Origin of the sequence: Bartonella sp. CL266QHHD, assembly GCF_042195355.1 — a bacterium.
Classification (GTDB): Bacteria; Pseudomonadota; Alphaproteobacteria; order Rhizobiales; family Rhizobiaceae; genus Bartonella.
Genome location: NZ_JBHIOD010000062.1, coordinates 1 through 25,810, shown reverse-complemented (window position 1 = coordinate 25,810; position 25,810 = coordinate 1). Strand labels below are relative to the sequence as shown.

32 protein-coding genes and 1 pseudogene are annotated in these 25,810 nt (G+C 39.8%); 1 reads left to right on the top strand and 32 read right to left on the bottom strand.

The window, feature by feature from the left end:
* Positions 1-96 precede the first annotated feature (96 nt).
* Positions 97-1,878, top strand: coding sequence for a glucan ABC transporter ATP-binding protein/ permease (locus ACFIK7_RS08825; protein ID WP_375637441.1), 1,782 nt, complete (start codon positions 97-99; stop codon positions 1,876-1,878).
* 1,211 nt (positions 1,879-3,089) lie between these two features.
* On the opposite strand, the gene alaS is transcribed toward ACFIK7_RS08825, so the two are convergent.
* The 32 genes and pseudogenes from alaS to tuf form a co-directional block, all read right to left on the bottom strand.
* Positions 3,090-5,756, bottom strand: coding sequence for an alanine--tRNA ligase (gene alaS, locus ACFIK7_RS08820; RefSeq protein WP_375663236.1), 2,667 nt, complete (start codon positions 5,754-5,756; stop codon positions 3,090-3,092).
* 205 nt (positions 5,757-5,961) lie between these two features.
* On the bottom strand, positions 5,962-7,005 hold the full coding sequence (gene recA / locus ACFIK7_RS08815; protein WP_273791424.1) for a recombinase RecA: 1,044 nt from the start codon (positions 7,003-7,005) through the stop codon (positions 5,962-5,964).
* A 965-nt stretch (positions 7,006-7,970) separates the two neighbouring features.
* Positions 7,971-9,296 (bottom strand): replication-associated recombination protein A, encoded by a 1,326-nt coding sequence (locus tag ACFIK7_RS08810; RefSeq protein WP_375654493.1) that lies wholly within the window; start codon positions 9,294-9,296, stop codon positions 7,971-7,973.
* Positions 9,297-9,304: 8 nt separating this feature from the next.
* Positions 9,305-10,699 (bottom strand): DegQ family serine endoprotease, encoded by a 1,395-nt coding sequence (locus ACFIK7_RS08805; RefSeq protein WP_375631285.1) that lies wholly within the window; start codon positions 10,697-10,699, stop codon positions 9,305-9,307.
* Between the two features lie 268 nt (positions 10,700-10,967).
* Positions 10,968-11,396: a 50S ribosomal protein L17 gene (gene rplQ, locus ACFIK7_RS08800; protein WP_273791421.1), complete on the bottom strand. Its 429-nt coding sequence runs from the start codon at positions 11,394-11,396 to the stop codon at positions 10,968-10,970.
* 24 nt (positions 11,397-11,420) lie between these two features.
* Positions 11,421-12,434, bottom strand: coding sequence for a DNA-directed RNA polymerase subunit alpha (locus ACFIK7_RS08795; RefSeq protein WP_273791420.1), 1,014 nt, complete (start codon positions 12,432-12,434; stop codon positions 11,421-11,423).
* 94 nt (positions 12,435-12,528) lie between these two features.
* Positions 12,529-12,918, bottom strand: coding sequence for a 30S ribosomal protein S11 (gene rpsK, locus ACFIK7_RS08790; RefSeq protein ID WP_007347762.1), 390 nt, complete (start codon positions 12,916-12,918; stop codon positions 12,529-12,531).
* A gap of 115 nt (positions 12,919-13,033) precedes the next feature.
* Positions 13,034-13,402 carry a 30S ribosomal protein S13 gene (rpsM, locus tag ACFIK7_RS08785; protein ID WP_026500557.1) on the bottom strand — a complete coding sequence of 123 codons (369 nt, stop codon included), beginning with the start codon at positions 13,400-13,402 and terminating at the stop codon, positions 13,034-13,036.
* A gap of 180 nt (positions 13,403-13,582) precedes the next feature.
* Entirely contained in the window at positions 13,583-14,161 is a 579-nt protein-coding gene (locus tag ACFIK7_RS08780) for an adenylate kinase (protein ID WP_375631284.1), read from the bottom strand.
* On the bottom strand, positions 14,158-15,504 hold the full coding sequence (secY, locus tag ACFIK7_RS08775; protein WP_273791418.1) for a preprotein translocase subunit SecY: 1,347 nt from the start codon (positions 15,502-15,504) through the stop codon (positions 14,158-14,160). The genes ACFIK7_RS08780 and secY overlap by 4 nt, the downstream gene beginning before the upstream one ends.
* A gap of 162 nt (positions 15,505-15,666) precedes the next feature.
* On the bottom strand, positions 15,667-16,134 hold the full coding sequence (gene rplO / locus ACFIK7_RS08770; protein WP_273791417.1) for a 50S ribosomal protein L15: 468 nt from the start codon (positions 16,132-16,134) through the stop codon (positions 15,667-15,669).
* Positions 16,135-16,154: 20 nt separating this feature from the next.
* Positions 16,155-16,361, bottom strand: coding sequence for a 50S ribosomal protein L30 (rpmD, locus tag ACFIK7_RS08765; protein ID WP_375631283.1), 207 nt, complete (start codon positions 16,359-16,361; stop codon positions 16,155-16,157).
* A gap of 31 nt (positions 16,362-16,392) precedes the next feature.
* Positions 16,393-16,941: a 30S ribosomal protein S5 gene (rpsE, locus tag ACFIK7_RS08760; protein WP_273791415.1), complete on the bottom strand. Its 549-nt coding sequence runs from the start codon at positions 16,939-16,941 to the stop codon at positions 16,393-16,395.
* A gap of 111 nt (positions 16,942-17,052) precedes the next feature.
* Positions 17,053-17,415 (bottom strand): 50S ribosomal protein L18, encoded by a 363-nt coding sequence (gene rplR, locus ACFIK7_RS08755; RefSeq protein WP_273791414.1) that lies wholly within the window; start codon positions 17,413-17,415, stop codon positions 17,053-17,055.
* Between the two features lie 12 nt (positions 17,416-17,427).
* Entirely contained in the window at positions 17,428-17,961 is a 534-nt protein-coding gene (gene rplF, locus ACFIK7_RS08750) for a 50S ribosomal protein L6 (protein ID WP_273791413.1), read from the bottom strand.
* A gap of 39 nt (positions 17,962-18,000) precedes the next feature.
* Positions 18,001-18,399, bottom strand: coding sequence for a 30S ribosomal protein S8 (rpsH, locus tag ACFIK7_RS08745; RefSeq protein WP_375637438.1), 399 nt, complete (start codon positions 18,397-18,399; stop codon positions 18,001-18,003).
* A gap of 14 nt (positions 18,400-18,413) precedes the next feature.
* Entirely contained in the window at positions 18,414-18,719 is a 306-nt protein-coding gene (gene rpsN / locus ACFIK7_RS08740) for a 30S ribosomal protein S14 (RefSeq protein ID WP_273791412.1), read from the bottom strand.
* A gap of 24 nt (positions 18,720-18,743) precedes the next feature.
* The gene (gene rplE, locus ACFIK7_RS08735) at positions 18,744-19,301 is read right to left on the bottom strand and encodes a 50S ribosomal protein L5 (protein ID WP_273791411.1); all 558 of its coding nucleotides are present in this window, start codon (positions 19,299-19,301) and stop codon (positions 18,744-18,746) included.
* Positions 19,294-19,608, bottom strand: a complete 315-nt coding sequence (rplX, locus tag ACFIK7_RS08730) for a 50S ribosomal protein L24 (protein ID WP_375663235.1) — start codon at positions 19,606-19,608, stop codon at positions 19,294-19,296. Before rplX ends, rplE begins: the two co-directional genes overlap by 8 nt.
* Before the next feature lie 12 nt (positions 19,609-19,620).
* Positions 19,621-19,989 (bottom strand): 50S ribosomal protein L14, encoded by a 369-nt coding sequence (gene rplN / locus ACFIK7_RS08725; protein WP_004855715.1) that lies wholly within the window; start codon positions 19,987-19,989, stop codon positions 19,621-19,623.
* Between the two features lie 144 nt (positions 19,990-20,133).
* Complete coding sequence (rpsQ, locus tag ACFIK7_RS08720; protein ID WP_012231991.1) at positions 20,134-20,373, bottom strand: 30S ribosomal protein S17; 240 nt, start codon at positions 20,371-20,373, stop codon at positions 20,134-20,136.
* An 11-nt stretch (positions 20,374-20,384) separates the two neighbouring features.
* On the bottom strand, positions 20,385-20,585 hold the full coding sequence (gene rpmC / locus ACFIK7_RS08715; RefSeq protein ID WP_273791410.1) for a 50S ribosomal protein L29: 201 nt from the start codon (positions 20,583-20,585) through the stop codon (positions 20,385-20,387).
* A gap of 12 nt (positions 20,586-20,597) precedes the next feature.
* Entirely contained in the window at positions 20,598-21,011 is a 414-nt protein-coding gene (gene rplP / locus ACFIK7_RS08710; RefSeq protein ID WP_273791409.1) for a 50S ribosomal protein L16, read from the bottom strand.
* Between the two features lie 36 nt (positions 21,012-21,047).
* On the bottom strand, positions 21,048-21,758 hold the full coding sequence (gene rpsC / locus ACFIK7_RS08705) for a 30S ribosomal protein S3 (RefSeq protein ID WP_273791408.1): 711 nt from the start codon (positions 21,756-21,758) through the stop codon (positions 21,048-21,050).
* Positions 21,758-22,147 (bottom strand): 50S ribosomal protein L22, encoded by a 390-nt coding sequence (gene rplV, locus ACFIK7_RS08700; RefSeq protein ID WP_273791407.1) that lies wholly within the window; start codon positions 22,145-22,147, stop codon positions 21,758-21,760. Before rplV ends, rpsC begins: the two co-directional genes overlap by 1 nt.
* Positions 22,148-22,149: 2 nt before the next feature.
* A complete protein-coding gene (gene rpsS / locus ACFIK7_RS08695) occupies positions 22,150-22,428 on the bottom strand; it encodes a 30S ribosomal protein S19 (RefSeq protein ID WP_004855734.1) in 279 nt (92 codons plus the stop codon).
* A gap of 15 nt (positions 22,429-22,443) precedes the next feature.
* Complete coding sequence (gene rplB, locus ACFIK7_RS08690) at positions 22,444-23,277, bottom strand: 50S ribosomal protein L2 (RefSeq protein ID WP_273791406.1); 834 nt, start codon at positions 23,275-23,277, stop codon at positions 22,444-22,446.
* 20 nt (positions 23,278-23,297) lie between these two features.
* The gene (locus tag ACFIK7_RS08685; RefSeq protein WP_273723987.1) at positions 23,298-23,591 is read right to left on the bottom strand and encodes a 50S ribosomal protein L23; all 294 of its coding nucleotides are present in this window, start codon (positions 23,589-23,591) and stop codon (positions 23,298-23,300) included.
* Positions 23,588-24,208: a 50S ribosomal protein L4 gene (rplD, locus tag ACFIK7_RS08680; RefSeq protein WP_273791405.1), complete on the bottom strand. Its 621-nt coding sequence runs from the start codon at positions 24,206-24,208 to the stop codon at positions 23,588-23,590. The genes ACFIK7_RS08685 and rplD overlap by 4 nt, the downstream gene beginning before the upstream one ends.
* Positions 24,209-24,210: 2 nt before the next feature.
* On the bottom strand, positions 24,211-24,948 hold the full coding sequence (gene rplC / locus ACFIK7_RS08675) for a 50S ribosomal protein L3 (protein WP_273791404.1): 738 nt from the start codon (positions 24,946-24,948) through the stop codon (positions 24,211-24,213).
* Between the two features lie 27 nt (positions 24,949-24,975).
* Entirely contained in the window at positions 24,976-25,284 is a 309-nt protein-coding gene (gene rpsJ / locus ACFIK7_RS08670) for a 30S ribosomal protein S10 (RefSeq protein ID WP_005773267.1), read from the bottom strand.
* A gap of 159 nt (positions 25,285-25,443) precedes the next feature.
* Positions 25,444-25,810: pseudogene (gene tuf, locus ACFIK7_RS08665) on the bottom strand (elongation factor Tu); the annotation flags it as partial.

The following is a 25,810-nucleotide window of genomic DNA, read 5'->3' as shown; positions in this document are numbered from 1 at the left end:
TTGCCTTTTCTTAACGTCCAAATTTTATTAGCTAAAAACTAAGCGTTGTAAAAATCAACAGCCTTTACGCTTAATAGCGAATGGAGATAATTAACCGTGTCCTTATTCAAAACCTATGCACGTGTTCTCACTTACCTAAATAGAGAAAAAAATGCATCCCTTTTAATCTGTACCGCTAATGTTATGTTAGCTATTATCACTATTGCAGAACCTATTTTATTCGGACGTGTTATTGATTCTATTTCAGAAAAATCAGCTATCATTCCTACTCTTACCATTTGGGTTTGTTTTGGACTTTCACATATTATTGCTTATGTCCTTGTTGCTCGCGGTGCTGACCGCTTAGCCCATAGACGCCGCTTAACGGTTTTAACGGAATCTTTCGAACGTATCATTGCCATGCCTTTAATTTGGCATCAACAACGTGGAACTTCCAACGCACTCCATACACTTTTGCGCGCAATAGATTCCATGTCAACCATATGGCTTGATTTTATGCGCCAACACCTCTCAACGCTTGTCGCCTTATTGGTTCTCATCCCCATAGCGTTTAATATGAATTGGCGTCTTTCAATAGTCTTGGTTGTGCTTGCCATCACCTACGTATTAATTGCACGTTTAGTGATGCGAAAAACAAAAGACGGACAAGCCGCTGTGGAATGCTACCACCACAACCTTTTTAAACATGTCAGTGATTCAATCTCTAATGTTTCCATTGTACAAAGTTATAACCGAATAAAAGAAGAAGCTTCTATACTGCATCAACATACAAATGCTCTGCTTAAAGCACAAAATCCTGTTCTCAATTGGTGGGCGCTCGCCAGTGGCTTAAATCGAATGGCTTCAACAATTTCAATCGTTTGTGTTCTTCTCCTTGGAGCTTTTTTTGTTGCAAAAGATCAATTACGAGTAGGTGAAGTCGTTGCTTTTGTTGGATTTGCACAACTCATGATTAGCCGCCTAGACCAAATGAGCAATTTTATTAATTGTGCAATATCCTCACAAGCAAAACTGCAAGAATTTTTTGAAATGGAAGACTCAACCTTTCATATCAACGAACCGCAAAATCTTCCTTCCCTCCAAAATGTTAAAGGCGCCATACAATTTCATCACGTGACCTATAAATTCCCCAATTCTTCTCAAGGTGTTTTTGATATTTCCTTTGAGGTTAAAGCAGGACAAACTGTTGCAATTGTAGGGCCAACAGGGGCTGGAAAAACAACATTGATCAATCTGTTGCAGCGCGTATACGACCCTACCCTTGGGCATATCTCCATTGATGGAATAAATATATGCTCAATCAATCGCGAATCTTTACGCAAATCTCTAGCAACAGTATTTCAAGACTCGGGTCTTTTCAACCGTACTATTCATGACAATATTTCAATAGGAAAAGCGAGCGCAACAAATGAAGAACTTTATGAAGCAGCAAAAATAGCAGAAGCTCACGATTTTATTCTAAAAAAAGCTGATTGTTATAACACAATGGTGGGCGAACGAGGATCTCAATTATCCGGTGGAGAAAAACAGCGACTAGCAATTGCACGCGCTGTTTTAAAAAATTCCCCTATTCTCATTCTAGATGAAGCAACAAGCGCTCTTGATGTTGAAACAGAAGCACGTGTCAAAGATGCTCTCGATTGCATAAGCCATAACCGCACTACTTTTATTATAGCACATCGCCTCTCAACAGTACGCAATGCTGATGTGATACTCTTTCTGGATCATGGTCACTTAATGGAAAAAGGAAACTTTCAAGAATTGATCGATAAAGGGGGACGTTTCTCTAATTTTTTAAAGGCAAGTGGTTTAACAATCAAACCACCAGAAAGAGAAGGAGAAAATGTTATCCCCTTACATGAAGCCATAGCATCATAAAATTGATACTCTTTTTCAAGCAAAAAAATCCTCCTCAAGATAACAAGAGTTCTTATATATGATACAAGTAAAGAGATTTCTAAAAATGCCACAATTCATTTTAGGTATTTAAGAAAAATATTAAAACAGTTTAGTATTTTCTCTGCTATTGCAATTTTACTAGATTAGAACAAAAATATTTTCCTATATCTGTGCATATTGACGAGTATACATTCTCATTTAGGGAAAATGTAAAGGTAAAAACAATTTCCAGTTTTATCGTCTTCTTTTTACTCAGCTTTACGAATTTCAAAACGAACTAAAGAAACATCTTTTAAATAATGAATATTATGTATTGCTTTGCACTTTTGTTTATCACGTTCTTTATAGTCCTCTCATAAAGAACAGAACATCATTGTTTTGCACATTCATATGACTTTTTTAAGAAACATTTTTCAATGCTCTTAAGCCCATTTCACAACGACATTCGTGAGTGGTTTTGATTAATTTAACATACCCAGAATTTGAAATAATAAAATCCTACGAATATTCGTAGCTCTTATTCAAAAGATAAAACGATAAATTATCATTATAACTCAATGTATTAAAGCAATTTTATCATAAATAAATTAAATATTAATCTAAATCTTTAGATTTATGTGATATTCCTTTGATTTATATTGATAATTCATTACTTTATAACTTTAAATAAAGATTTATAAAGATAGGAGAATATTCTTTTCAAAACCTTTTAATAATAAACCAAAAAACTGTGTACATAACAAGCAAAATGAAAACAATAGCTCTAAGATATAACAACTCTTTTATAAGCCTTTTCAAGGAAAGAGATTTTATTCATTTGAAAACTAATCGAATAATGACAGCTTATAACTTTATAAGGAGAATCGTATGCAATAAATCTTGATTTTTCCTTTCATAAAAAGAGAGGTTTCTTTAAAAAATCTATAAGAGCAACACAATAACTAGTCTTCCTAGTAAAAGAATACACAGCAAAGCATGAAGTGCTGAATAATCTATCTTATCTTAAAAAGGTGACTCCTGAAACGCTTGGACGTTATAAAGACAAACACTGTTTTTATCTTTACAATTGTATTTTTCCCCAATTACGCTGTATCTGCATTTCAGAAATACACCAGACAGATATTCATGATACATAGATGCCAACCCAATATAACAATGTAAAAAATACCTATGCAGAATGATTTCATTCTTTAATTTTTTTCAAGAAAATCTTTTAGTGCCGCAAATGCCTCATCAGCTTTGTTCCCCTCAGGACCACCAGCCTGCGCCATATCAGGACGGCCACCTCCACCTTTACCACCAAGCATCTCTGAAAGAATACGAACGAGATCTACAGCATTTAACTTATCCGTTAAATCATCCGTAACGCCGACAACAGCACTCCCTTTTCCATCCTCCGAGACACTAATAAATGCAACCACTCCAGATCCGATTTGTTTTTTCTCAGAATCGACGAGCGCCTTAAGATCCCGTGGTAAAATATTTTTAACAACGCGTCCGGTAAAAGAAAACCCATTGATGATGATAATATCACCTTGGCTCCTTTCTGTTATTCCACCACTCAACATCATTTTCTTGCGTACATCATTCAATTCTTTTTCAAGTTTACGACGATCATCAAGCAAAATTCGCACCCGTTCTTCCACACCAGCAGAAGAAGTTTTTAAAAGATCAGCAATTTCATGAATACGTTCATCTTGGCGGCTAAGATAAAGACGTGCTTCTTTGCCTGTTAAAGCTTCAATACGCCGCACTCCAGCTGAAACAGAACTTTCAGAAACAATATGAATCAAACCGATATCACCTGTTCGCTCCACATGTGTACCTCCACAAAGCTCAATTGACCAACGCTTTTTAAATCCTCCCTTTTCAAATGGCTCCCCCATAGAAACAACGCGAACTTCATCACCATATTTTTCACCAAACAATGCCATGGCACCTTCAGAAATTGCATCATCTACAGCCATGAGGCGCGTTATTACTTTACTATTTTGCAAAATAATCTCATTGGCTAAATCTTCTATTTTTTTCAACTCTTCTGGTGAAACGGATTTTGGATGTGAAAAATCAAAACGCAACCGATCTGGCGATACAAGAGAGCCCTTTTGTGTAACATGGTCCCCCAATGTTTGGCGTAAAGCTTCGTGTAACAAATGAGTAGCAGAGTGATTCGCGCGAATTTTCTTACGACGAACAATATCAACCGTTAATTCTACACAATCAGACCTCGATGCCTGACCAGATTTCATCTCCCCAATATGGATAAAAACACCATCACCCTTTCTTTGGGTATCATGCACCTTAAAAATAAAATTTTCACCAGAAATGATACCGGTATCACCAATTTGCCCACCAGATTCACCATAAAAAGGTGTCTGATTAACAACAAGCATAGCTTTCTGATCTGAAGAAATATGATCAACAATTTTACCATCACATACAAGAGCTGTAAGAATACCTTTCGCTGTCTCAGTTTCATAACCTAAAAACTCTGTGGCCCCCACTTGATCACGAACAGAAAACCAGATTTTCTCTGTTACAGCTTCTCCAGAACCAGACCAATTGGCACGTGCTTCCTCTTTTTGGCGTTCCATCGCTTTATCAAAAGCACCAACGTCAACAGATATTCCGCGACGACGAAGAACATCTTGCGTCAAATCAAGCGGAAAACCATAGGTATCATAAAGTTTGAAAGCAACTTCACCATTCAAATAGTCTCCTTCTTTAAGATCGGTACTTGCTTCGTTCAACAAACCAAGTCCTCGTTCAAGCGTTTTACGAAAACGTATTTCTTCTAACCTTAAAGTTTCTGAAATCAAAGATTCAGCACGCACCAACTCAGGATAAGCTTGTCCCATTTCGCGATTTAAAGCAGGCAAAAGTCGCCACATTAAGGGCTCTTTAGCACCAAGAAGATGCGCATGACGCATAGCACGACGCATAATACGACGTAAAACATATCCTCTTCCTTCATTAGAAGGAAGCACACCATCAGCAATCAAAAATGCCGATGAGCGAAGATGATCAGCAATGACACGATGGCTGGCAATAAAATCACCCTTTGCCTCAATCCCTGTAATTTCTTCTGATGCAGCAATTAATGCACGAAAAAGATCAATGTCATAATTATCATGAACGCCCTGTAAAACAGCAGCAATACGCTCTAATCCCATGCCTGTATCAATAGAAGGGTGAGGTAAGTTAACACGTTTTTCCTTGGAAACTTGCTCATACTGCATAAAAACAAGATTCCAAATCTCAATAAAGCGATCACCATCTTCTTCCATACTTCCAGGAGGACCGCCCCAGATTTCATCACCATGATCATAAAAAATCTCCGAACAAGGCCCACAAGGGCCTGTTTCTCCCATCGACCAAAAATTATCAGCTGTCGCAATACGGACAATTTTTTCATCTGGAAGACCTGAAATTTTACGCCACAGTTCAGCAGCAACATCATCACTCTGATAAACTGTCACCAACAATTTATCTTTTGGCAGGCAAAATTCCTTTGTTAAAAGATTCCATGATAAAAAAATGGCTTCTTCTTTGAAATAATCACCGAAAGAAAAATTACCCAGCATTTCAAAAAATGTATGATGGCGCGCCGTATATCCAACATTATCAAGATCATTATGCTTTCCACCCGCACGAACACATTTTTGTGCCGTTGTTGCCTGCGTATAAGAAGGTTGTTCAAGTCCAGTAAAAACATTTTTAAACTGCACCATTCCTGCATTTGTAAACATAAGTGTAGGATCATTCCGCGGAACAAGCGGACTAGAAGAAAGAACTTTATGCCCATTACGATGAAAATAATCCAAAAATATTGACCGAATATTATTAACACTATTCATGTTGACACCTGCTCAATACAGCACAAAACCATAAAAGAAAAATCCCCCTCATTAAATTCTCTTCGCCACGCATGGAGTCAATTTAATCAAAAATGGAATATTTGTTTTAAAAAATTGAGAAAAAAATGACTGCGTATTTAAAAACTCAAACAAAAAAACAGAAAAATCTGAAAGGGAAAAAATTATAGACGAAAAAAACACTCCATCAAATGGCTTCATCACTTTCTATATTTTCTGACCCTGCATTTTCTAACAGTTCAATCGCAATCAAACCAGCATTTTGGCGCAAAGCTGCTTCAATCTCTGTAGCTATTTCCACATGTTCACGTAAAAACTGCTTTGCATTCTCACGCCCCTGTCCTAAACGCTGAGAATTATAAGAAAACCATGCACCAGATTTTTCCACAACACCAACCTTGACACCCAAATCAATCAATTCACCTACTTTGGAAATACCTTCACCATAAATAATATCAAACTCAACCTGCTTAAATGGAGGTGCCAATTTATTTTTCACCACTTTAACGCGCGTCTGATTACCAACGATTGAATCCCTATCTTTAATGGATCCAATGCGACGAATATCTAAACGAACAGAAGCATAAAACTTTAAAGCGTTTCCACCCGTTGTCGTTTCAGGAGAACCAAACATCACACCAATTTTCATGCGAATTTGATTAATAAAAACAACCATACAGTTAGAGCGAAAAATTGCTGCGGTTAATTTTCGTAACGCTTTACTCATTAACCGAGCTTGCAATCCGGGCAAAGCATCACCCATTTCACCGTCAATTTCTGCTCGCGGAGTTAAAGCTGCGACAGAATCCACAACAAGCACATCAACTGCACCAGAACGAACCAACGTTTCTGTAATTTCCAATGCCTGTTCACCGGTATCTGGCTGAGAAATGAACAAGTTTTCTAAATCAACACCAAGCTTACGCGCATAAATAGGATCAAGCGCATGCTCTGCATCAATAAAAGCACAAATCCCACCACCTTTCTGTGCCTCAGCAATAGCATGGAGAGCCAATGTTGTTTTCCCAGAACTTTCTGGTCCATAAATCTCAACAATACGCCCCTTCGGTAATCCACCAATCCCTAAAGCAATATCCAAGGATAACGACCCTGTTGGAATTGTTTCAATTTCAACAACCTGCTCTTTTTGCCCAAGACGCATAATCGAGCCTTTACCAAAAGAACGTTCAATTTGTGAGAGAGCAGCATCGAGAGCTTTTGTTTTATCCACGATTATATCCTTGACCGAATTCATAATAACCTAAAAATTTAGTGTACACTGTACTTTTAATTTAACTAAAGGCTTGAGTTTAGATTTTCACAGACTATTTCCATTCCTATCTCCACATTATGCCCATAAACATTCATGACCATCACAATAAAGAATTGGCATTGCTTATCTTATGACACATAATAAACTCTAATAAAGTAATATCTCTATGGGAGCATAGTTAACATATTTATATCTCTCTAGAAAAGGAACAATTTAATTTTAAACACAATGTTCTACAGCCCTTCTGCTTATCCCTTTGATTAAATACTTGAGAGACTAAGAATTCTCCTGCTATTGATCACAAAAAAACGCATCATCAATCAACCTCATACCCTATTGCATCGAAGAACAAAACGCCATTGTGTTGCATATTCATACACTTGATTTAAGAAACATCTCTCAAAACTTCTAAGCTCGTTTTGTGACAACACCTATGAATGTGGTATACTACAAAACCCTTTAGGCGCCACCATCTTTACTCTATGGAAGGAGAAAGCCGGCACCCATCACACTATTTATCATCCCCCAATGTTGCAACAGTTCTCGGCACTTGAGACAATTCATAAGAAGGATTTTTAGTCCTTTCTTGTACAGTTTTTATCACACGGTAATCCTGCTTGTAACATGCAAGTAAATGATTTGATTGATTCAACAAATAACAGACTTGGGATGAGAGAAATTTACGGTATTTGAAACTTTCATTCAACTTACGAAACAGTCTATTATTATAAGTCAATATATTATTTAATAAAACCAAAAAAAATAAAGCAGCTTAAAAGTTGAATGATATATTTAAATTTGAAAAACTATGTACTTTCGAAGATATCAAAAAAAATCTCTACAAGCAATGCAATAAATGTTTAAAATATAAGCTAAATTTCTCATACAATAACATAAGAGATCAATAAAAAACGTATTTCAACTCAAATTTTATTTTGATCTTTACGTTTTTTGCGCAACTGTTGCCACCACTCAAGACGTTTCACAATTTCACGCTCAAAACCACGCTCAACTGGTTTATAATAACTCTGACGCCCAAGTTTTTCGGGAAAATATTCTTGTCCTGAAAAAGCGTCTGGTTCATCATGGTCATAACAATAACCACTTCCATACCCTTCTTCCTTCATAAATTTCGTAGGAGCATTAAGAATATGCTTAGGAGGTGATAAAGAGCCATTTTTGCGCGCACAACGCAGTGCTGCTTTATACGCGAGATATGCTGCATTTGACTTTGGCGCAGTTGCAACATAAAGACATGCTTGCGCCAAAGCCAACTCTCCTTCTGGTGATCCTAAATAATCATAGGCATCTTTTGCTGCATTACAAATGACAAGAGCTTGAGGATCCGCCAAACCAATATCTTCAACAGCCATACGAACCAATCTTCGCCCAATATAGAGAGGATCTTCACCAGCATCCAACATACGTGCCAAATAATAAAGCGCAGCATCAGGATCAGATCCACGAACGGATTTATGCAACGCTGAAATGAGATTATAATGCCCATCTCGTCCTTTATCATAAATGGGCGCACGACGCTGAATAACTTTTTGCAAAGCAACAACATCAAGAATCTCTCCCAATGGAGCAATAGACCAAACTTCCTCTGCCAATGTTAACGCTACCCGCGCATCACCATCAGACATCTCTATCAAAACGTCTCTGGCATCATTATCCAAGGGAAGAATTTTTCCCTCCACTTCTTCAGCACGCTTCAAAAGCATGTCCAAACTTTCATGATCATGAGAAAGAAATGTTAAAACACGTGCACGCGAAAGAAGGGCAGCATTCAGTTCAAAAGAAGGATTTTCGGTTGTTGCACCTATAAGTACCACAGTACCCTCTTCCATCACAGAAAGAAAACTATCCTGCTGAGCACGATTAAACCGATGAATTTCATCAACAAAGAGAAGTGTTTTATCCCCAGATATAAAACGCCTCTGCGCAACTTCAAAAATCTTTTTAAGTTCAGAAACTCCTGTAAAAATAGCAGAAACCTGTTCAAACGCGAAATTTGTTTCAAGGGCTAACAAACGTGCAACGGTCGTTTTTCCCGTCCCTGGAGGTCCCCAAAAAATCATCGATCCAATTGAGCCAGTTGCCGCCATACGTGAAAGCAAACCATCCTCTCCAATCAAATGCTTTTGTCCCACAACATCATTGAGAGAACAAGGGCGCATTCTTTCTGCAAGTGGCTGATTTTTATTAACTTGAAAATCAAACGACGAAGTAAAAAAATCTTTCTTCAAAAAAAACCTCAACGAATAAATTGGCGAATATACATACCATCACGTTCATATTCCAATTGCCACATATTTGAGCGACCTTGCATAAGAACCTTTTTCAACTGATGAACTGTTTGAATTTTATGGCCATTTACAACACGTAGAATATCTCCTGACTGAAAAATTCCAGCTGCATTGCTCATTTCCTCAAGATTGGTAATCACAACCCCTTTTGCAGATATAGGAAGATGAAAACGTCGACTATTTTGCGGTGTTAAATCTAACACCTCAGCACCAGCAAGAGGACTGTCACCCGTAATTTTTTCAGATTTTAAAAATGCAGTTTCTGATATTGATGAAACTGTTATTTGTGTTTTTAAAGTTTTTCCACTTCGTAAATATTCCAAGGCAAGACTATGCTCAACGTCAGCTGTCATAAAACGATAACCAAGACTATCTGGACTGTCAACGCGTACCCCCTGCACACTCAAAATAACATCACCTACTTTCAATCCAGCTTTTTCAGCAGGACTATCTTTGATAACTTCAATAATCAGAGCACCATAGGGACGTTCTAAACCTAAACCACCAGCAATATCAGGTGTAACATTTTGAAAAGAAGCCCCAATATAAGGCGGCACAAAATATTTTCCACCGCGTTTAACAGTATTAAGCATTACTTTTACAAGATTAACTGGAATAGCAAAACCAATCCCTACCGAACCACCGGAACGCGAATAAATAGCCGTATTAATTCCGATTAACTGACCTTTCATATCAATTAAAGCGCCACCAGAATTCCCTGGATTAATGGCTGCGTCTGTTTGAATAAAAAAGTCAAAATCAGAAATCCCAACACGTGTACGCGCTTGCGCTGAAACAATACCACTTGTAACTGTTTGACCAACACCAAAAGGATTACCAATAGCCAGAACAAGATCACCAACTTCAACAGCATCAGAATTTCCCAAAGAAAGAACAGGAAATTGAGCATCTTTTTCCTCAACTTCAAGAATTGCAATATCAGTCGCTTCATCTTTGAGCACAACCTTACTCTCAAACTCCCGCCCATCAGAAAAAGCCACTTTAATTTCGCTTGCATCTTTAATGACGTGGTAATTTGTAACAATCAAACCACGTGCATCAACAATCACCCCTGATCCTAATGACGATTGCTTACGAACAGGAAATTTATTTTGAAAACGACCAAAAAATTGCTCAAAAAATGGATCGCCTTCAAAAGGTGATCGTGCTCTAATTTGTCGAGCTGCATAAATATTTACAACAGATGGAACTGTCTTTTTAACTAAAGGAGAAAATGAAAGAGTGATTTCTGTTTGTGTTTGAGGAACATGAGCATATACATGATCAAATGATATCTGCATCATAATTGCAAAAAAAATCCGCACCCAAAAAGAATACCTCATAATCCACTCCTTATAAAATCAGCACATTCTGTTGAAGATTAATAGAATAAAAAAACGCATCCCCGCAAATTAAGGATCTCTATTAATATTTCATAATAGAGAATAAAAACAACCTATTTGAACAATAAATATTATAAAAATAAGATAATTCAATACTCTATAATTTTCTCTCTGCACCTATTTCTCAACTAAAATAAACTTAAAAATACTCACAAAAAAACCGCCCAAAACAAGGCGGCCTTTAAAAATCCAACAGAATAAAAAAACTCTACGAAGATGTTCCCTTTTCATTCTCAGAAGCCTCCATGCGAGCACGATCCCCAGCACCCTTCGCTTCAACATCACGATCAACAAACTCTATAACAGCCATGGGTGCATTATCACCGGTACGAAACCCCGCTTTCATAATACGCAAATACCCACCGTTGCGTGATGCATAACGTGGCGCAAGCGTATCAAATAATTTTGCAACCTTTCCCGCATCACGAAGTGCTGCAATTGCTTGCCGACGCGCATGCAAACCACCACGCTTACCAAGAGTAACGAGTTTTTCAACAATAGGACGAATTTCTTTAGCTTTTGGAAGCGTTGTCACAATCTGCTCATGCTCGATCAACGAAGTTGCCATATTTGCAAACATCGCTTTACGGTGACTGGCAGTACGATTCAACTTGCGTCCTGACTTACTATGGCGCATAAGCCCTCTCCTTAAATTCTAATTTTAATATTGATCTTCATAACGTTTTGCAAGATCATCAATGTTCTCAGGCGGCCACGCAGGAATTTCCATTCCAAGATGTAAACCCATACACGCCAAAACTTCTTTAATCTCATTCAACGATTTGCGACCAAAATTCGGTGTCCGAAGCATTTCAGATTCTGTTTTTTGAATCAGATCACCAATATAGACAATATTATCATTCTTAAGACAATTTGCCGAACGAACTGAAAGTTCTAATTCATCCACTTTTTTGAGAAGTGCAGGATTAAAAGAAAGCTCAGAATCAACCTCTTCAATAGGCTCCTTCTGTGGCTCTTCAAAGTTAATAAATAACGATAATTGATCCTGAAGAATGCGTGCTGCAAAAGCAACAGCATCCTCTCCATTAACAGCACCATTCGTTTCAATCGTTAAGGTCAATTTATCATAATCCAAAACTTGACCTTCACGCGTATTTTCCACTTTATAAGAAACTTTACGAATTGGTGAATAAAGACTATCAATTGGAATAAGCCCTATACGTGCATCATCAACACAATTACGATCAGATGGAACATAACCCTTTCCTGTGTTGACAATAAATTCCATACGAATCTCAGCATCTTCATCAAGAGTACAAATAACATGATCTGGATTTAGAATTTCCATATCCCCGACTGTACTGATATCTCCCGCTTTCACGACACCAGGCCCCTCTTTATAAACGACGACACGTTTAGGCCCTTCTTCTTCCATACGAAGCGCAATTTCTTTTATATTCAGAATAATATCCGTAACATCCTCACGCACACCTGGAATCGATGAAAATTCATGCAAGACACCGTCAATCTGCACAGCAGTAATAGCAGCACCACGAAGCGAAGATAACAACACGCGACGAAGCGCATTTCCTAAGGTTAAACCAAAACCACGCTCAAGAGGCTCAGCAATCACACTTATAATATTTGGATTATCATGTGCACATGATTCAACCTTATTGGGTTTAATAAGTTCCTGCCAGTTTTTCTGGATCATATTTTTATTCCCGTTCTTTAGTTCCGTTACCATTCAATCGTAACGACCAATGTGAACATCAGAGAAATCTCCGACAACAAAAAACAACACCCAATTAAACACGCCGCCTTTTCCGTGGACGACATCCATTATGAGGAATTGGTGTTACATCGCGAATAGAAGTAATGACAAAACCAACAGATTGCAATGCACGTAGAGCAGATTCACGCCCTGATCCAGGCCCACAAACTTCGACTTCCAAAGAACGCATACCATGCTCTTGCGCTTTTCTTGCACAATCCTCCGCAGCAACTTGAGCAGCAAAAGGTGTCGATTTACGCGCACCTTTAAACCCCTGAGCCCCAGCAGATGACCAAGCAATTGCATTACCCTGAGCATCAGTAATAGTAATCATTGTGTTATTAAATGTTGAATTAATATGCACAACACCCGATGAAATATTCTTACGTTCGCGACGACGAACACGTGTGGCTTCCTTGGCCATAATTTCCCTTTCAACGATCTCATCACTGCCGTAACATCAGCAGCTCCACCTTTTTTTCCTTGTCAAACAAATCAAACAAGAAAAAATAATATATAAAAACCTTCCACAAAGGCCCTTATTTCTTCTTACCAGCAATTGCCTTAGCCGGACCTTTACGCGTACGGGCATTCGTATGTGTACGCTGTCCTCGGACAGGCAAAGACCGGCGATGACGCAATCCTCGATAACAACCAAGGTCCATCAAACGCTTAACATTCATAGCAACCTCACGACGAAGATCACCTTCAACTTGATAGCCCTGATCTATAGCCTCACGAATCTGCAGCACCTCAGCATCTGAAAGCTCATGCACACGACGCCCCAAAGGAATGCCAACTCTTTCAATAATTTCTTGAGCAAATTTTGGTCCAATCCCGTGGATATATTGAAGCGCAATAATTACACGCTTATTTGTCGGGATATTGACGCCAGCAATACGAGCCACGCCTACTCTCCTTAGTTATTTTGACAAATTGTTATAAAATACCTGATATACCTTACAGAAAAAAATAGACTCAGAAAAAAATTCTTCCGAATCCTCTTATTTCACTAAAATAAATTAAATTTACTTCTGATAGATTTCATCTCAAAAGTCAACTCTTTTCATTTATTTCTAAAAAAAATCTCATGAAAGAAAACTTCTAATCATACGTGTCACTTCAGCAACACCAATCATTCCATCAACAACTTTCAACATTCCCCTCTCTGAATAAAACTTTGATAAGGGAGCTGTTTTTTCACGATATTCCACTAATCTTTTTGCAAAAGCAACAGGATTGTCATCTAAACGAACCTGTCCACCAGCCGCTATTGTTTCCTCAACACGCTTCTTCATACGTTCAATCAACACGTCTTCATCAACACACAACTCAATAACAGCATTAAGCCGCGTATTTTTTGAATCCAGTATCTGTTGCAACGCTTCCGCCTGCCCCACAGTTCGCGGATATCCATCCAAAACAAAACCGTTTACACAATCAGCTTCATCAATCCGATCTGATACGATTTGGTTAACAATACTATCAGGAACCAAAGCACCAGAACTTATAATAGCTTTAGCTTTTTTACCAATCTCCGTTTCTTTGGCAATCACCTCACGCAACATATCCCCTGTTGATAAATGAGGAATGTTATATTCCTCAGTCAACATTTTTGCTTGCGTACCTTTTCCCGCTCCAGGAGGACCTAAAAGAATAACTCTCATCGATTCCTTCTACCTCCACGAAGTTTTGATTTTTTTATCAACCCTTCATATTGGTGGGCAACAAGATGCCCCTGAATTTGAGCAACCGTATCAAGTGTAACAGTAACAACAATCAACAAGGATGTTCCCCCAAGATAAAAAGGAACCTGTAATGCAGATATCATAAATTCAGGTAACAAACAAACCAAGATAATATAAACAGCGCCCACAACAGTAATACGCGTCAAAACGTAATCAATATATTCGGCTGTACGCTCACCTGGACGAATCCCTGGAATAAAACCAGAATGCTTTTTCAACTGATCTGCAGTATCACTTGGATTAAACACAATAGCTGTATAAAAAAAGCAAAAAAACGCCATTAAAAATGCATAAACAATCATATAAAGTGGCTGTCCATGACCAAGAGCATAAGAAATCTCCTGAACCCATTGTGGCATTTTATCAGAAAAATTATTAATAGTGGCAGGCAATAATAATAAAGATGAAGCAAAAATAGGTGGAATAACACCAGCAGTATTCAACTTTAAAGGAAGATGCGACATATCTCCTTGAAACATTTGATTACCGACCTGACGTTTCGGATATTGGATAAGAATTCGCCGTTGTGCACGCTCTATAAAAACAATAAGCCCAATAACCAAAACAGCAATAAGAACGATTCCTATTAAAAGAAAAGTTGATAAATCAGCCTGACTATGAGCTGTCAAAAGCTGAGCAAAAGTAGAAGGAAAGTTGGCTACAATCCCTGTAAAAATGATAAGAGAAACCCCATTACCAACACCACGTGACGTAATTTGCTCGCCAAGCCACATAAGAAACATCGTTCCGCCAACAAGTGTAATAACAGAAGAAAAACGAAACATAAGACCTGGTTCTAAAACAATTTGAAGCCCCGACCCTATACCGCTTTCAAGCGCAACCGCAATACCAAAAGCTTGTAGAATTGCCAATACGACTGTTACATAACGCGTATATTGATTGATAATCTTACGACCTAAATCCCCTTCTTTTTTAAGAGTCTCCAAAGAAGGAATAATAGATGTTAACAATTGCACAATAATAGATGCCGATATATAAGGCATGATACCCAGCGCAAAAATAGCCATACGCCCAACGGCACCTCCAGCAAACATATTAAAGAGTCCTAATACACCAGACGCGTGATGTTCAAATGTTTGCCGCAAAGCATCGATATTGATACCTGGAAGAGAGATGTAAGTGCCAAAACGATATACAAGAAGCGCCAACAGAGTAAACCAGATGCGTTTCTTTAATTCAGTTGCACGCGAAAAGGTACCGAAGTTTATATTGGAAGCAAATTGCTCTGCTGCTGATGCCATAAAACGTCTCCACTTTACACTCCAGTTCTTTAAATCACAGAAGTATAATCCTAAAATTCACATACGCATACACAAATAAATGCAGAACTTAAACAAGTCTCCACAAAAGATCCCACAAAACAAATATAATTCTTCTTTAGGTCTCTATTCATATTAAAAAAATTATCGAGCAATATCAGGAAAAATGACCTGACCACCCACTTTTTCAATCTTAACACGAGCAGCTTGTGAAGCACCAGAAACATGAAAGGTAATCTTAGCCTTCAAATCACCATCAGAAAGAAGACGAACCCCATCTTTTTCACGACGAATAATACCAGACTCTTTCAAAGCAATCATATCAACAGGCTTTTCAATATTCAACTTACCCGCATCAACTGCCAACTGAATACGTCCTAGTGAAACTTCATTGTAGGTTTTGGCAAAGAAATTTCTAAATCCACGTTTTGGCAAACGACGATAGATAGGCATTTGCCCACCTTCAAAACCATTAAGGGAAACACCAGAACGTGACTTTTGCCCTTTTACACCACGACCACCAGTCTTACCCATACCGGAACCAATGCCACGCCCAACACGCTTACGATTTTTTATTGCGCCTTCGCAATCACGCAGTTCATTGAGTTTCATATATAATACTCCCGCAACCCTTAACCTTCATCTATAACGCGAACAAGATGCCGAACCCGAGCAATCATACCCCGCACACAAAGTGTATCATCTAAAACGCGCCGACGACGCATTTTATTTAGTCCAAGCCCCTTTAAGGTTGCACGCTGAATCTGTGAGTTTCGAATAGGGCTTCCAATTTGCTCCACCGTCACAGTTTTATTACTCTGAGATTTTTTCTGAACCATTTCCTAATTCCTTTTCTGATAATCTCAGAAACTACCCTTCTAGGTCGACTAAATGGCGACGACGCGCCTGCAAAGTCGAATATTTTATACCACGTTGAGCAGCAATATCTCTAGGATGCATTTGATGTTTCAATGCATCAAATGTTGCACGAACCATGTTATAAGGATTCGATGAACCTAGCGATTTTGCAACGACATCCTGCATACCAAGAGCTTCAAAAATAGCACGCATCGGTCCCCCAGCAATAATACCAGTACCAGCAGAAGCCGAACGTAGCAAAACACGCCCAGCTCCGTGACGACCTTCAAGATCATGATGCAATGTACGGCCAGACCGAAGCGGAACATAAATCATCCCACGCTTTGCAGATTCCGTTGCTTTACGAACGGCTTCGGGAACTTCGCGGGCTTTACCATGTCCAAAACCCACACGTCCTTTTTGATCTCCAACGACAACAAGAGCAGCAAAACCAAAACGCCGACCACCTTTTACAACTTTAGCAACACGATTGATATGAACGAGCCTATCGACAAATTCATTATCGCGTTCTTCTCTATCACCACGTTCTTTTTGTGCCATTCCTCATTCCTTTTTCTTTTCCGGAAGCACGATAACAAAGTCCCTCACAAAACTGGAAGAACTTAAACGAAAAACTCTAAACTCTCCTTACTCATTCATAAATAAGAAATTTTAGAAATTCAAACCACCTTCACGAGCAGCCTCAGCTAAAGCTTTGACGCGACCATGGTACACATACGCTCCACGATCAAAAACCACCTCATTAACACCCGCTTTCTTCGCACGCTCAGCAATTAACTTACCAACAGCAAAAGCTGCCTTTTTATCAGCACCACTCTTTAACGACTTTTTTAAATCACTTTCAAGAGTAGAGGCTGAAACAAGTGTACATCCCCGCAAATCATCGATAACTTGAGCATAAATGTTCTGATTTGAACGATAAACACTAAGCCGAGGACGATCATGAGAAACCATTTTAATTCTACGACGAACACGCCTTGCACGACGCTGGATAATGTCCTTAGATGAAACCATAATACAAAATCCTTATTTCTTTTTACCTTCTTTACGGAAGATACGTTCATCTGCATGCTTAACACCCTTACCTTTATAAGGTTCAGGCCTACGATACTCCCGAATCTCCGCTGCAACTTGTCCAACTTGCTGTTTATCAATTCCAGAAACAACAATTTCTGTTGGCTTAGGAACAGTCACAGTAACACCCGACGGAACTTTATAAACCACATCATGCGAAAAGCCCAGAGATAGTTGAACATCCTTACCCTGCAAAGCAGCACGATAACCAACCCCATTAATCTCCAACCTCTTTTCAAAACCATCTTTCACACCACAAAAAATGTTCTCAATCATTGAGCGCGACATCCCCCATTTAGAACGCGCATCTTTTGACTGATCCCGCGGCATAACTGATATGATATTTTCCTCAAGTTTGACTAAGACTTCATCATTGACGACGTAACTCAGCTCACCTTTTGGACCTTTTGCCTTAACCAGCTGACCTTCAACAGTAGCAGTAACTCCAGAAGGAATTGAAATGGGTTTCTTTCCAATACGAGACATTGTTCTAACCTACTTTTTCTTCCGTTTTCTTGACATAACTTAGAAAACACGACAAAGGAGTTCTCCACCAACATTCTGTTCACGCGCCTCATGATCTGCCATGACGCCTTTAGGAGTCGATAAAATCGAAATACCAAGGCCATTAGCCACCTGTGGAAGTGACTTAGCAGAAACATACACACGACGCCCTGGCTTTGATACACGTGCAATCTCACGAATAGCAGCCAGCCCTTCAAAATACTTCAATTCGATTTCAATCTCAGCTTTCCCATCACCTAAATCAATTTGATTATATCCGCGAATATAACCTTCCGACTGAAGAACATCAAGAACGTGCGCACGAAGCTTCGAAGCTGGAGTAACTACTTTACCTTTTTTACGACCAAGTGCATTACGAATACGTGTTAACATATCACCAAGAGGATCTGACATAGACATTAAATAATCTCCTCTTACCAACTAGATTTTACAATACCAGGAATATAGCCAATAGAGCCAAGCTCACGCAACGCAATTCGCGACATTTTTAATTTACGATAATAAGCCCGCGGACGACCTGAAACCTCACAGCGATTACGAATACGAACTTTCGAAGAATTACGCGGTAACTCTGCCAACTGAACAGAAGCTTTAAAACGTTCTTCAAGAGAAACCTTCTGATCCATAACTATTGCTTTCAAACGTGCACGACGGGCAGCATAACGCTTTACCATCACCTCACGACGCTTATTTTTTTCAACGGCACTTACTTTGGCCATAATTTCACCTCACTATGTTTGCCGTTACGAACGAAAAGGAAAATTAAAAGCACGCAATAATTCACGAGCCTCATCATCCGTTTTTGCTGTCGTACAAACGATAATATCCATGCCCCAAATTTGATCAACTTTATCATAGTTGATTTCTGGAAACACAATGTGTTCTTTAATACCCATAGCAAAATTGCCACGACCATCAAAACTCTTTGGATTTAAACCACGAAAGTCACGAACCCGCGGAAGAGCAATCGTAACAAGACGATCTAAAAACTCAAACATACGATCTTTACGCAATGTAACTTTAGCCCCAAGAGGCATTCCTTCACGAACCTTAAAGGTCGCAATAGAATTACGCGCACGCGTAACAACAGCCTTCTGCCCCGTTATTAGCCCTAAATCCTCAGCAGCAAGGGAAGGCTTCTTCGAATCAGCAGTTGCTTCACCTATGCCCATATTTATTACAACTTTATCAATCCGCGGAATTTGCATCGCATTTCTGTAATTAAACTTCTCTTGAAGCGCTTTACGAATCACTTCAAAATAATGCGCTTTCATACGCGGTACTTGTCTTTCCTCAGCCATTAATCAACTCTCCCGAACGCTTGGCAAAACGCACCTTATTACCATCTGCATTCATACGAAAGCCTACACGTGTAGGCTTACCATCTTTAGGATCAACAATCGCCAAATTAGACAGATGAATCGGAGCTTCTTTAGAAATAATTCCAGCCTCTTGCTTCTGCGTTTGACGTTGATGACGTTTAATCATATTAATCCCACGAACAAAAGCCTTATTCTCTTTTGGACTAACCTTAATTACTTCACCACTACATCCTTTATCCTTACCGGACAAAACAACAACTTTATCACCTTTTCGAATCTTCTGCATAACATTTACTCCTTATAGAACTTCAGGAGCAAGCGAGATGATCTTCATATGATTCCTACCACGCAATTCGCGGGGAACAGGTCCAAAGATACGAGTACCAATCGGCTCTTTTTTATTATCCACTAAAACCGCAGCATTACTATCAAAACGAATGACACTACCATCTGCGCGACGAATATCCTTAGCAGTACGAACCACAACAGCTTTCATAACATCACCTTTTTTAACACGGCCACGAGGAATTGCATCCTTAACCGAAACAACAATAATGTCACCGACCGAAGCATATTTCCGCTTTGAACCGCCTAACACCTTGATGCACATGACACGACGCGCTCCAGAATTATCAGCAACGTCGAGATTTGTTTGCATCTGAATCATGACTGGCCACCTTCTCTTAACACATATATCCGATTGTACCTTTTATACACTCGGATTTGCCTGCCAAATAACGATAAATTCATCGCCTTCAAATTTATCAATGATAAAAACACTGTTAAATTCTAAAACAATAAACTTAACCCATTACGCTACATTGTCTTTTACAACAATCCAACATTTATCTTTCGAAATTGGTCTAGATTCTTGAATAGAAACTTGATCCCCAATCTTGAATTGGTTGTTTTCGTCATGCGCTTTATAATTTTTAGACTGCCGAACAGTCTTCTTAAGAAGCGGATGAGAATAACGGCGTTCAACTTTGACAACAACAGTCTTATCACTTTTGTCGCTAATAACAACACCCTGCAAAACGCGTTTAGGCATCTCTTATTTCCTTAAACCTTAGTTTCACTTATCTTTTGACGAAGAAAAGTTTTAATACGCGCAATATCACGACGAACTTGTCTAACACGCGCAGTCTTTTCTAATTGACCTGTTGCTTTTTGAAAACGCAAATTAAATTGCTCTTTCTTTAACTTAGCCAATTCATCTTTCATTTGGTCGAGCGTTTGCGCCCGTAATTCTGTGGCTCTCATCGCTTAACCTCATTATTCAGCAATACGCTGGATGAAACGCGTTTTTATAGGCAACTTTGCAGCACCCAACCTTAGCGCTTCACGTGCAACATCTTCCGGAACTCCATCAAGCTCAAACATGACGCGCCCAGGAGCAACACGTGCAGCCCAATAATCAACACTTCCCTTACCTTTACCCATACGAACTTCAGTCGGTTTAGATGTAACCGGAAGATCTGGAAAAATGCGAATCCACACACGACCAGAACGCTTCATATAACGTGTAATCGCACGACGCGCCGCTTCAATTTGACGAGCAGTAACCCGCTCCGGCTCAACAGCCTTCAAACCGTAGGCACCGAAATTCAAATCCGTACCACCCTTCGCAGAACCGTGAATACGGCCTTTGAACTGTTTACGGAACTTTGTGCGCTTTGGCTGCAACATTGTTCTCTACTCCAAATTTTAGTTCAATCTCAAAAACTAAGCATTTTCGCGGCGACGATTCGATGAAGAACCAGATTGATCAGCTTCCGTAGCACGACGTTCTGAAGCCATCGGATCATGCTCAAGAATCTCACCCTTAAAGACCCAAACTTTAATACCACAAATACCATAAGCGGTCTTAGCTTCTGCTGTACCGTAATCAACATCAGAACGCAAGGTATGAAGTGGAACACGACCTTCACGATACCATTCCATACGAGCAATTTCAGCACCACCAAGACGGCCAGAACAATTGATACGAATACCTTCCGCACCAAGACGCATAGCAGACTGAACAGCACGCTTCATTGCACGACGAAAAGCAACACGACGCTCTAACTGTTGAGCAATTGATTGCGCAATAATTGTCGCATCAATCTCCGGTTTACGAATCTCCACAATATTCAATGAAGTTTCAGCATCCGTCATTTCTGAAAGCTTACGACGAAGCTTTTCGATATCAGCACCTTTTTTACCAATAATCAAACCAGGACGTGCAGAATGAATCGTAATACGACACTTCTTATGAGGACGCTCAATAACAACCTTAGAAATAGCCGCCTGTTTAAGCTCCTCAAGCACATATGAACGAATTTTCAAATCTTCATGAAGAAGGCGCCCATATTCACCACTATCAGCATACCAACGAGAGTCCCAAGTCCGATTAACACCAAGACGAAGTCCTATTGGATTGATCTTCTGCCCCATTACGCGGCCTCCACTTTTTCGGTAACTTCACGAACAATAACAGTAAGATGCGAAAATGGACGTTCAATTCTACTAGCACGCCCTCGACCACGAACATGAAAGCGCTTCATCACTATCGACTTACCAACATAAGCTTCCGCCACAACAAGCGAATCAATATCAAGATCGTGGTTATTTTCTGCATTTGCAATTGCTGATTCAAGCGTTTTTTTCACAGTAGCAGCAATACGCTTGCGTGAAAACATCAAATCAGCGAGCGCTACATTAACTCTTTTACCACGAATCATTGCAGCAACTAAATTAAGCTTCTGCGGACTAACACGAATTGTCCGCGTGACAGCTCTTGCTTCATTATCTTTAAGCTGGCGCGAAACTTTAGCTTTTCCCATTCCTACTTCCTCTTCGCTTTTTTATCGGCACCATGACCATAATAAGTCCGGGTAGGAGCGAACTCACCAAACTTATGCCCAACCATCTCTTCAGAAACAGAAACAGGAATATGCTTATTACCGTTGTAAACACCAAAAGTTAAACCAACAAATTGCGGTAAAATAGTAGAGCGACGACTCCATATTTTTATAACTTCATTGCGCCCACTTGCACGTACCTTCTCTGCTTTACCAAGAAGATAGCCGTCAACAAACGGACCTTTCCACACTGAACGAACCACTTCAGACTACCTTTCTCATTTCTTGCGTTGATGACGCGTACGCATAATAAATTTATCAGTGGCTTTATTGGAGCGCGTACGCTTACCTTTCGTAGGTTTACCCCAAGGAGATACTGGATGGCGCCCCCCCGATGTACGACCTTCACCACCACCGTGCGGATGATCAACGGGGTTCATAGCAACACCACGAACATGTGGACGTTTACCACGCCAACGTGACCGACCCGCCTTACCATCATTAATATTCCCATGATCAGGATTTGAAACAGCGCCAACAGTTGCAAAACAACTACTCGGAACCAAACGCTGTTCACCAGAATTTAAACGAAGAATAGCCATACCATGATCTCGTCCAACCAACTGCGCATAAGCACCTGCTGAACGCGCAATCTGCCCTCCTTTTCCTGGCTTCATCTCAACATTATGAATAATTGTGCCTACAGGCATATTACCAAGAGGCATAGCATTACCTGGTTTAACATCCACATTTAAACCAGCCATAACAGAATCACCAACACCAAGACGCTGTGGCGCAAGAATATAACTCAATTGCCCATCCTCATAGCGGATTAAAGCAATAAAAGCGGTACGATTAGGATCGTATTCTAAACGCTCAACCTTTGCTGAAACATCACGTTTAAGACGCTTAAAGTCGACAAACCGATAACTACGTTTATGTCCACCACCCTGAAAACGAGCAGTAACACGACCGCGATTATTACGTCCACCCTTTGAAGACAAACCTTCAGTTAACATCTTTATAGGTTTTCCCTTATAAAGACAAGAACGTTCCACAATAACAAGCTGACGCTGCCCAGGTGTAGTTGGATTAAATTGCTTAAGTGCCATTATTCCTATCTCCGAGCCTCTTAAAGACCTGTCGAAACGTCGATAGTCTGACCACTGGCCAGAGTTACGATCGCTTTTTTGACATCACTCTGCCGACCAACTATACCTTTGAAACGCTTCACTTTACCCTTACGGACTATCGTGTTAACTGCTTTAACTTTTACGCTAAAAAGCGCTTCAATAGCAGCCTTAATCTCAGGCTTCGTCGCTTTCGGCGCGACATTAAAAGCAACTTGATTATATTCAGAAATCATAGTCGCCTTTTCAGTAATAACTGGACTAATAATTATATCATAATGGCGAAGATCTGTCATTTAAAACGCTCCTCAAGAGCCTCAACAGCTGCTTTTGATAAAACAAGTTTGCTGCGACGCAAAATATCATAAACATTAATTCCCTGAATAGGCAAAATGTCAATATTAGGGATATTAGAGGCTGCACGAAAAAAGTTAATATCAATCTCTTTACCACCAATCAAGAGAGCGTTATTAAATCCAAGCTTAGAAAAATGAGAAACAAGCATCTTCGTTTTAGCATCCTTAACAGTCAACTCATCCACAATAATCAAATCTTTTGCTTTTAATTTTGCAGATAAAGCAAGACGCAACCCAAGAGCACGAATCTTTTTAGGAAGATCATGCGCATGACTGCGAACCACCGGTCCATGTGCCTTACCCCCACCTCTAAACTGCGGTGCACGTGCAGATGAATGTCGAGCACGCCCAGTTCCTTTCTGTTTAAACATTTTTGCCCCTGTTCGCGACACATCAGAACGACCTTGGGATTGATGACTTCCCTGCTGACGACGTGCAAGCTGCCAACGAACAACACGTTGCAAAATATCCTCACGCGGAACAAGATCAAAAATAGCTTCAGAAACCTTTAATTTGCCAGCTTCATTACCATCAAGAGTTTTAATTACAAGATCCATTATTAGGCTCCCTCAACTTCAGAGGTTTCCGTCACCGGAGTAACCATTTCCGCTTTCTCCTTCACAAGACGGCGAATACCGGCAGGCTTTGGAGCATTATCAGGAAGACGCTTCTTCACAGCATCCCGTATCAAAATCCAAGAACCTTTAGAACCAGAAACAGCACCACGCACTAAAATTAAACCACGCTCACTATCAGTGGAAATAACTTCAATATTCTGTGTTGTTACACGCACTTGCCCCATATGGCCGGCCATTTTTTTGCCTTTAAAAACTTTACCAGGATCTTGGCACTGCCCTGTAGAACCATGAGCACGATGTGTGATCGAATTACCATGGGAAGCACGATGCCCACCAAAGTTATGTCGTTTCATAACACCAGCAAACCCCTTACCAATACTGGTACCAGTCACATCAACTCTTTGTCCTGGAACAAAATGTTCCACTGTAATCTCAGTACCAACATCAAGAAGATTGTCGGGACTCACACGAAACTCTGCTATTTTGGCTTTAGGCTCAACAGAAGCCTTAGCAAAATGTCCACGAAGAGCTTGTGAAGTATTCTTAACCTTAGCAAAGCCTACACCTAATTGAACAGCAGTATAACCATTCTTTTCAACTGTACGCTGAGCAACGACTTGACAATTCTCCAAACGAAGTACCGTCACCGGCACATGCTCACCAGCATCATTATAAATACGGGTCATGCCCAGCTTCTGTGCTATTACACCTGAACGCATCGGGTCTGTTCCTTCTGTCCTCAAACCTCAGAGCTTAATTTCTACATCCACACCAGCAGAAAGATCGAGCTTCATAAGCGCATCCACTGTTTGCGGCGTTGGATCAACAATGTCAAGAAGACGCTTATGTGTTCGCATCTCAAACTGCTCACGACTTTTCTTATCGATATGCGGTCCACGATTGACCGTAAACTTCTCAATCCGCGTCGGAAGCGGAATGGGACCACGGACATTTGCACCGGTACGTTTAGCAGTCGATACAATCTCACGCGTCGACGTATCAAGAATTCTATGATCAAACGCTTTCAAGCGAATGCGAATATTCTGACTGTTCATGCTCTTTATTTCCCTGTTATACAAAGTGCATTAATAATTAAAGCACTCNAGGACTTGAACCCGCGACCTGCGGTTTTGGAGACCGCCGCTCTACCAACTGAGCTATACCCCTAACTCTCAAAACTAAAACACTTTTAACACCCCTTTAACAAGCATTATTTATTCAATGATCTTAGAGACGATACCGGCACCAACAGTACGACCACCTTCACGAATAGCAAAACGAAGTTTCTCTTCCATCGCTATCGGAACGATCAACGAAACATCCATCGCAACATTGTCACCTGGCATAACCATTTCCGTTCCTTCTGGAAGCGTAACAATACCTGTAACGTCCGTCGTACGGAAGTAAAACTGAGGACGATAATTTGTAAAAAATGGCGTATGACGTCCACCTTCATCTTTTGTCAAAATGTAAGCTTCTGCTTTAAAACGTGTATGAGGCGTAACGGATCCTGGCTTCGCCAATACTTGACCACGCTCAATCCCTTCACGATCAACACCACGTAGAAGAGCTCCTATATTA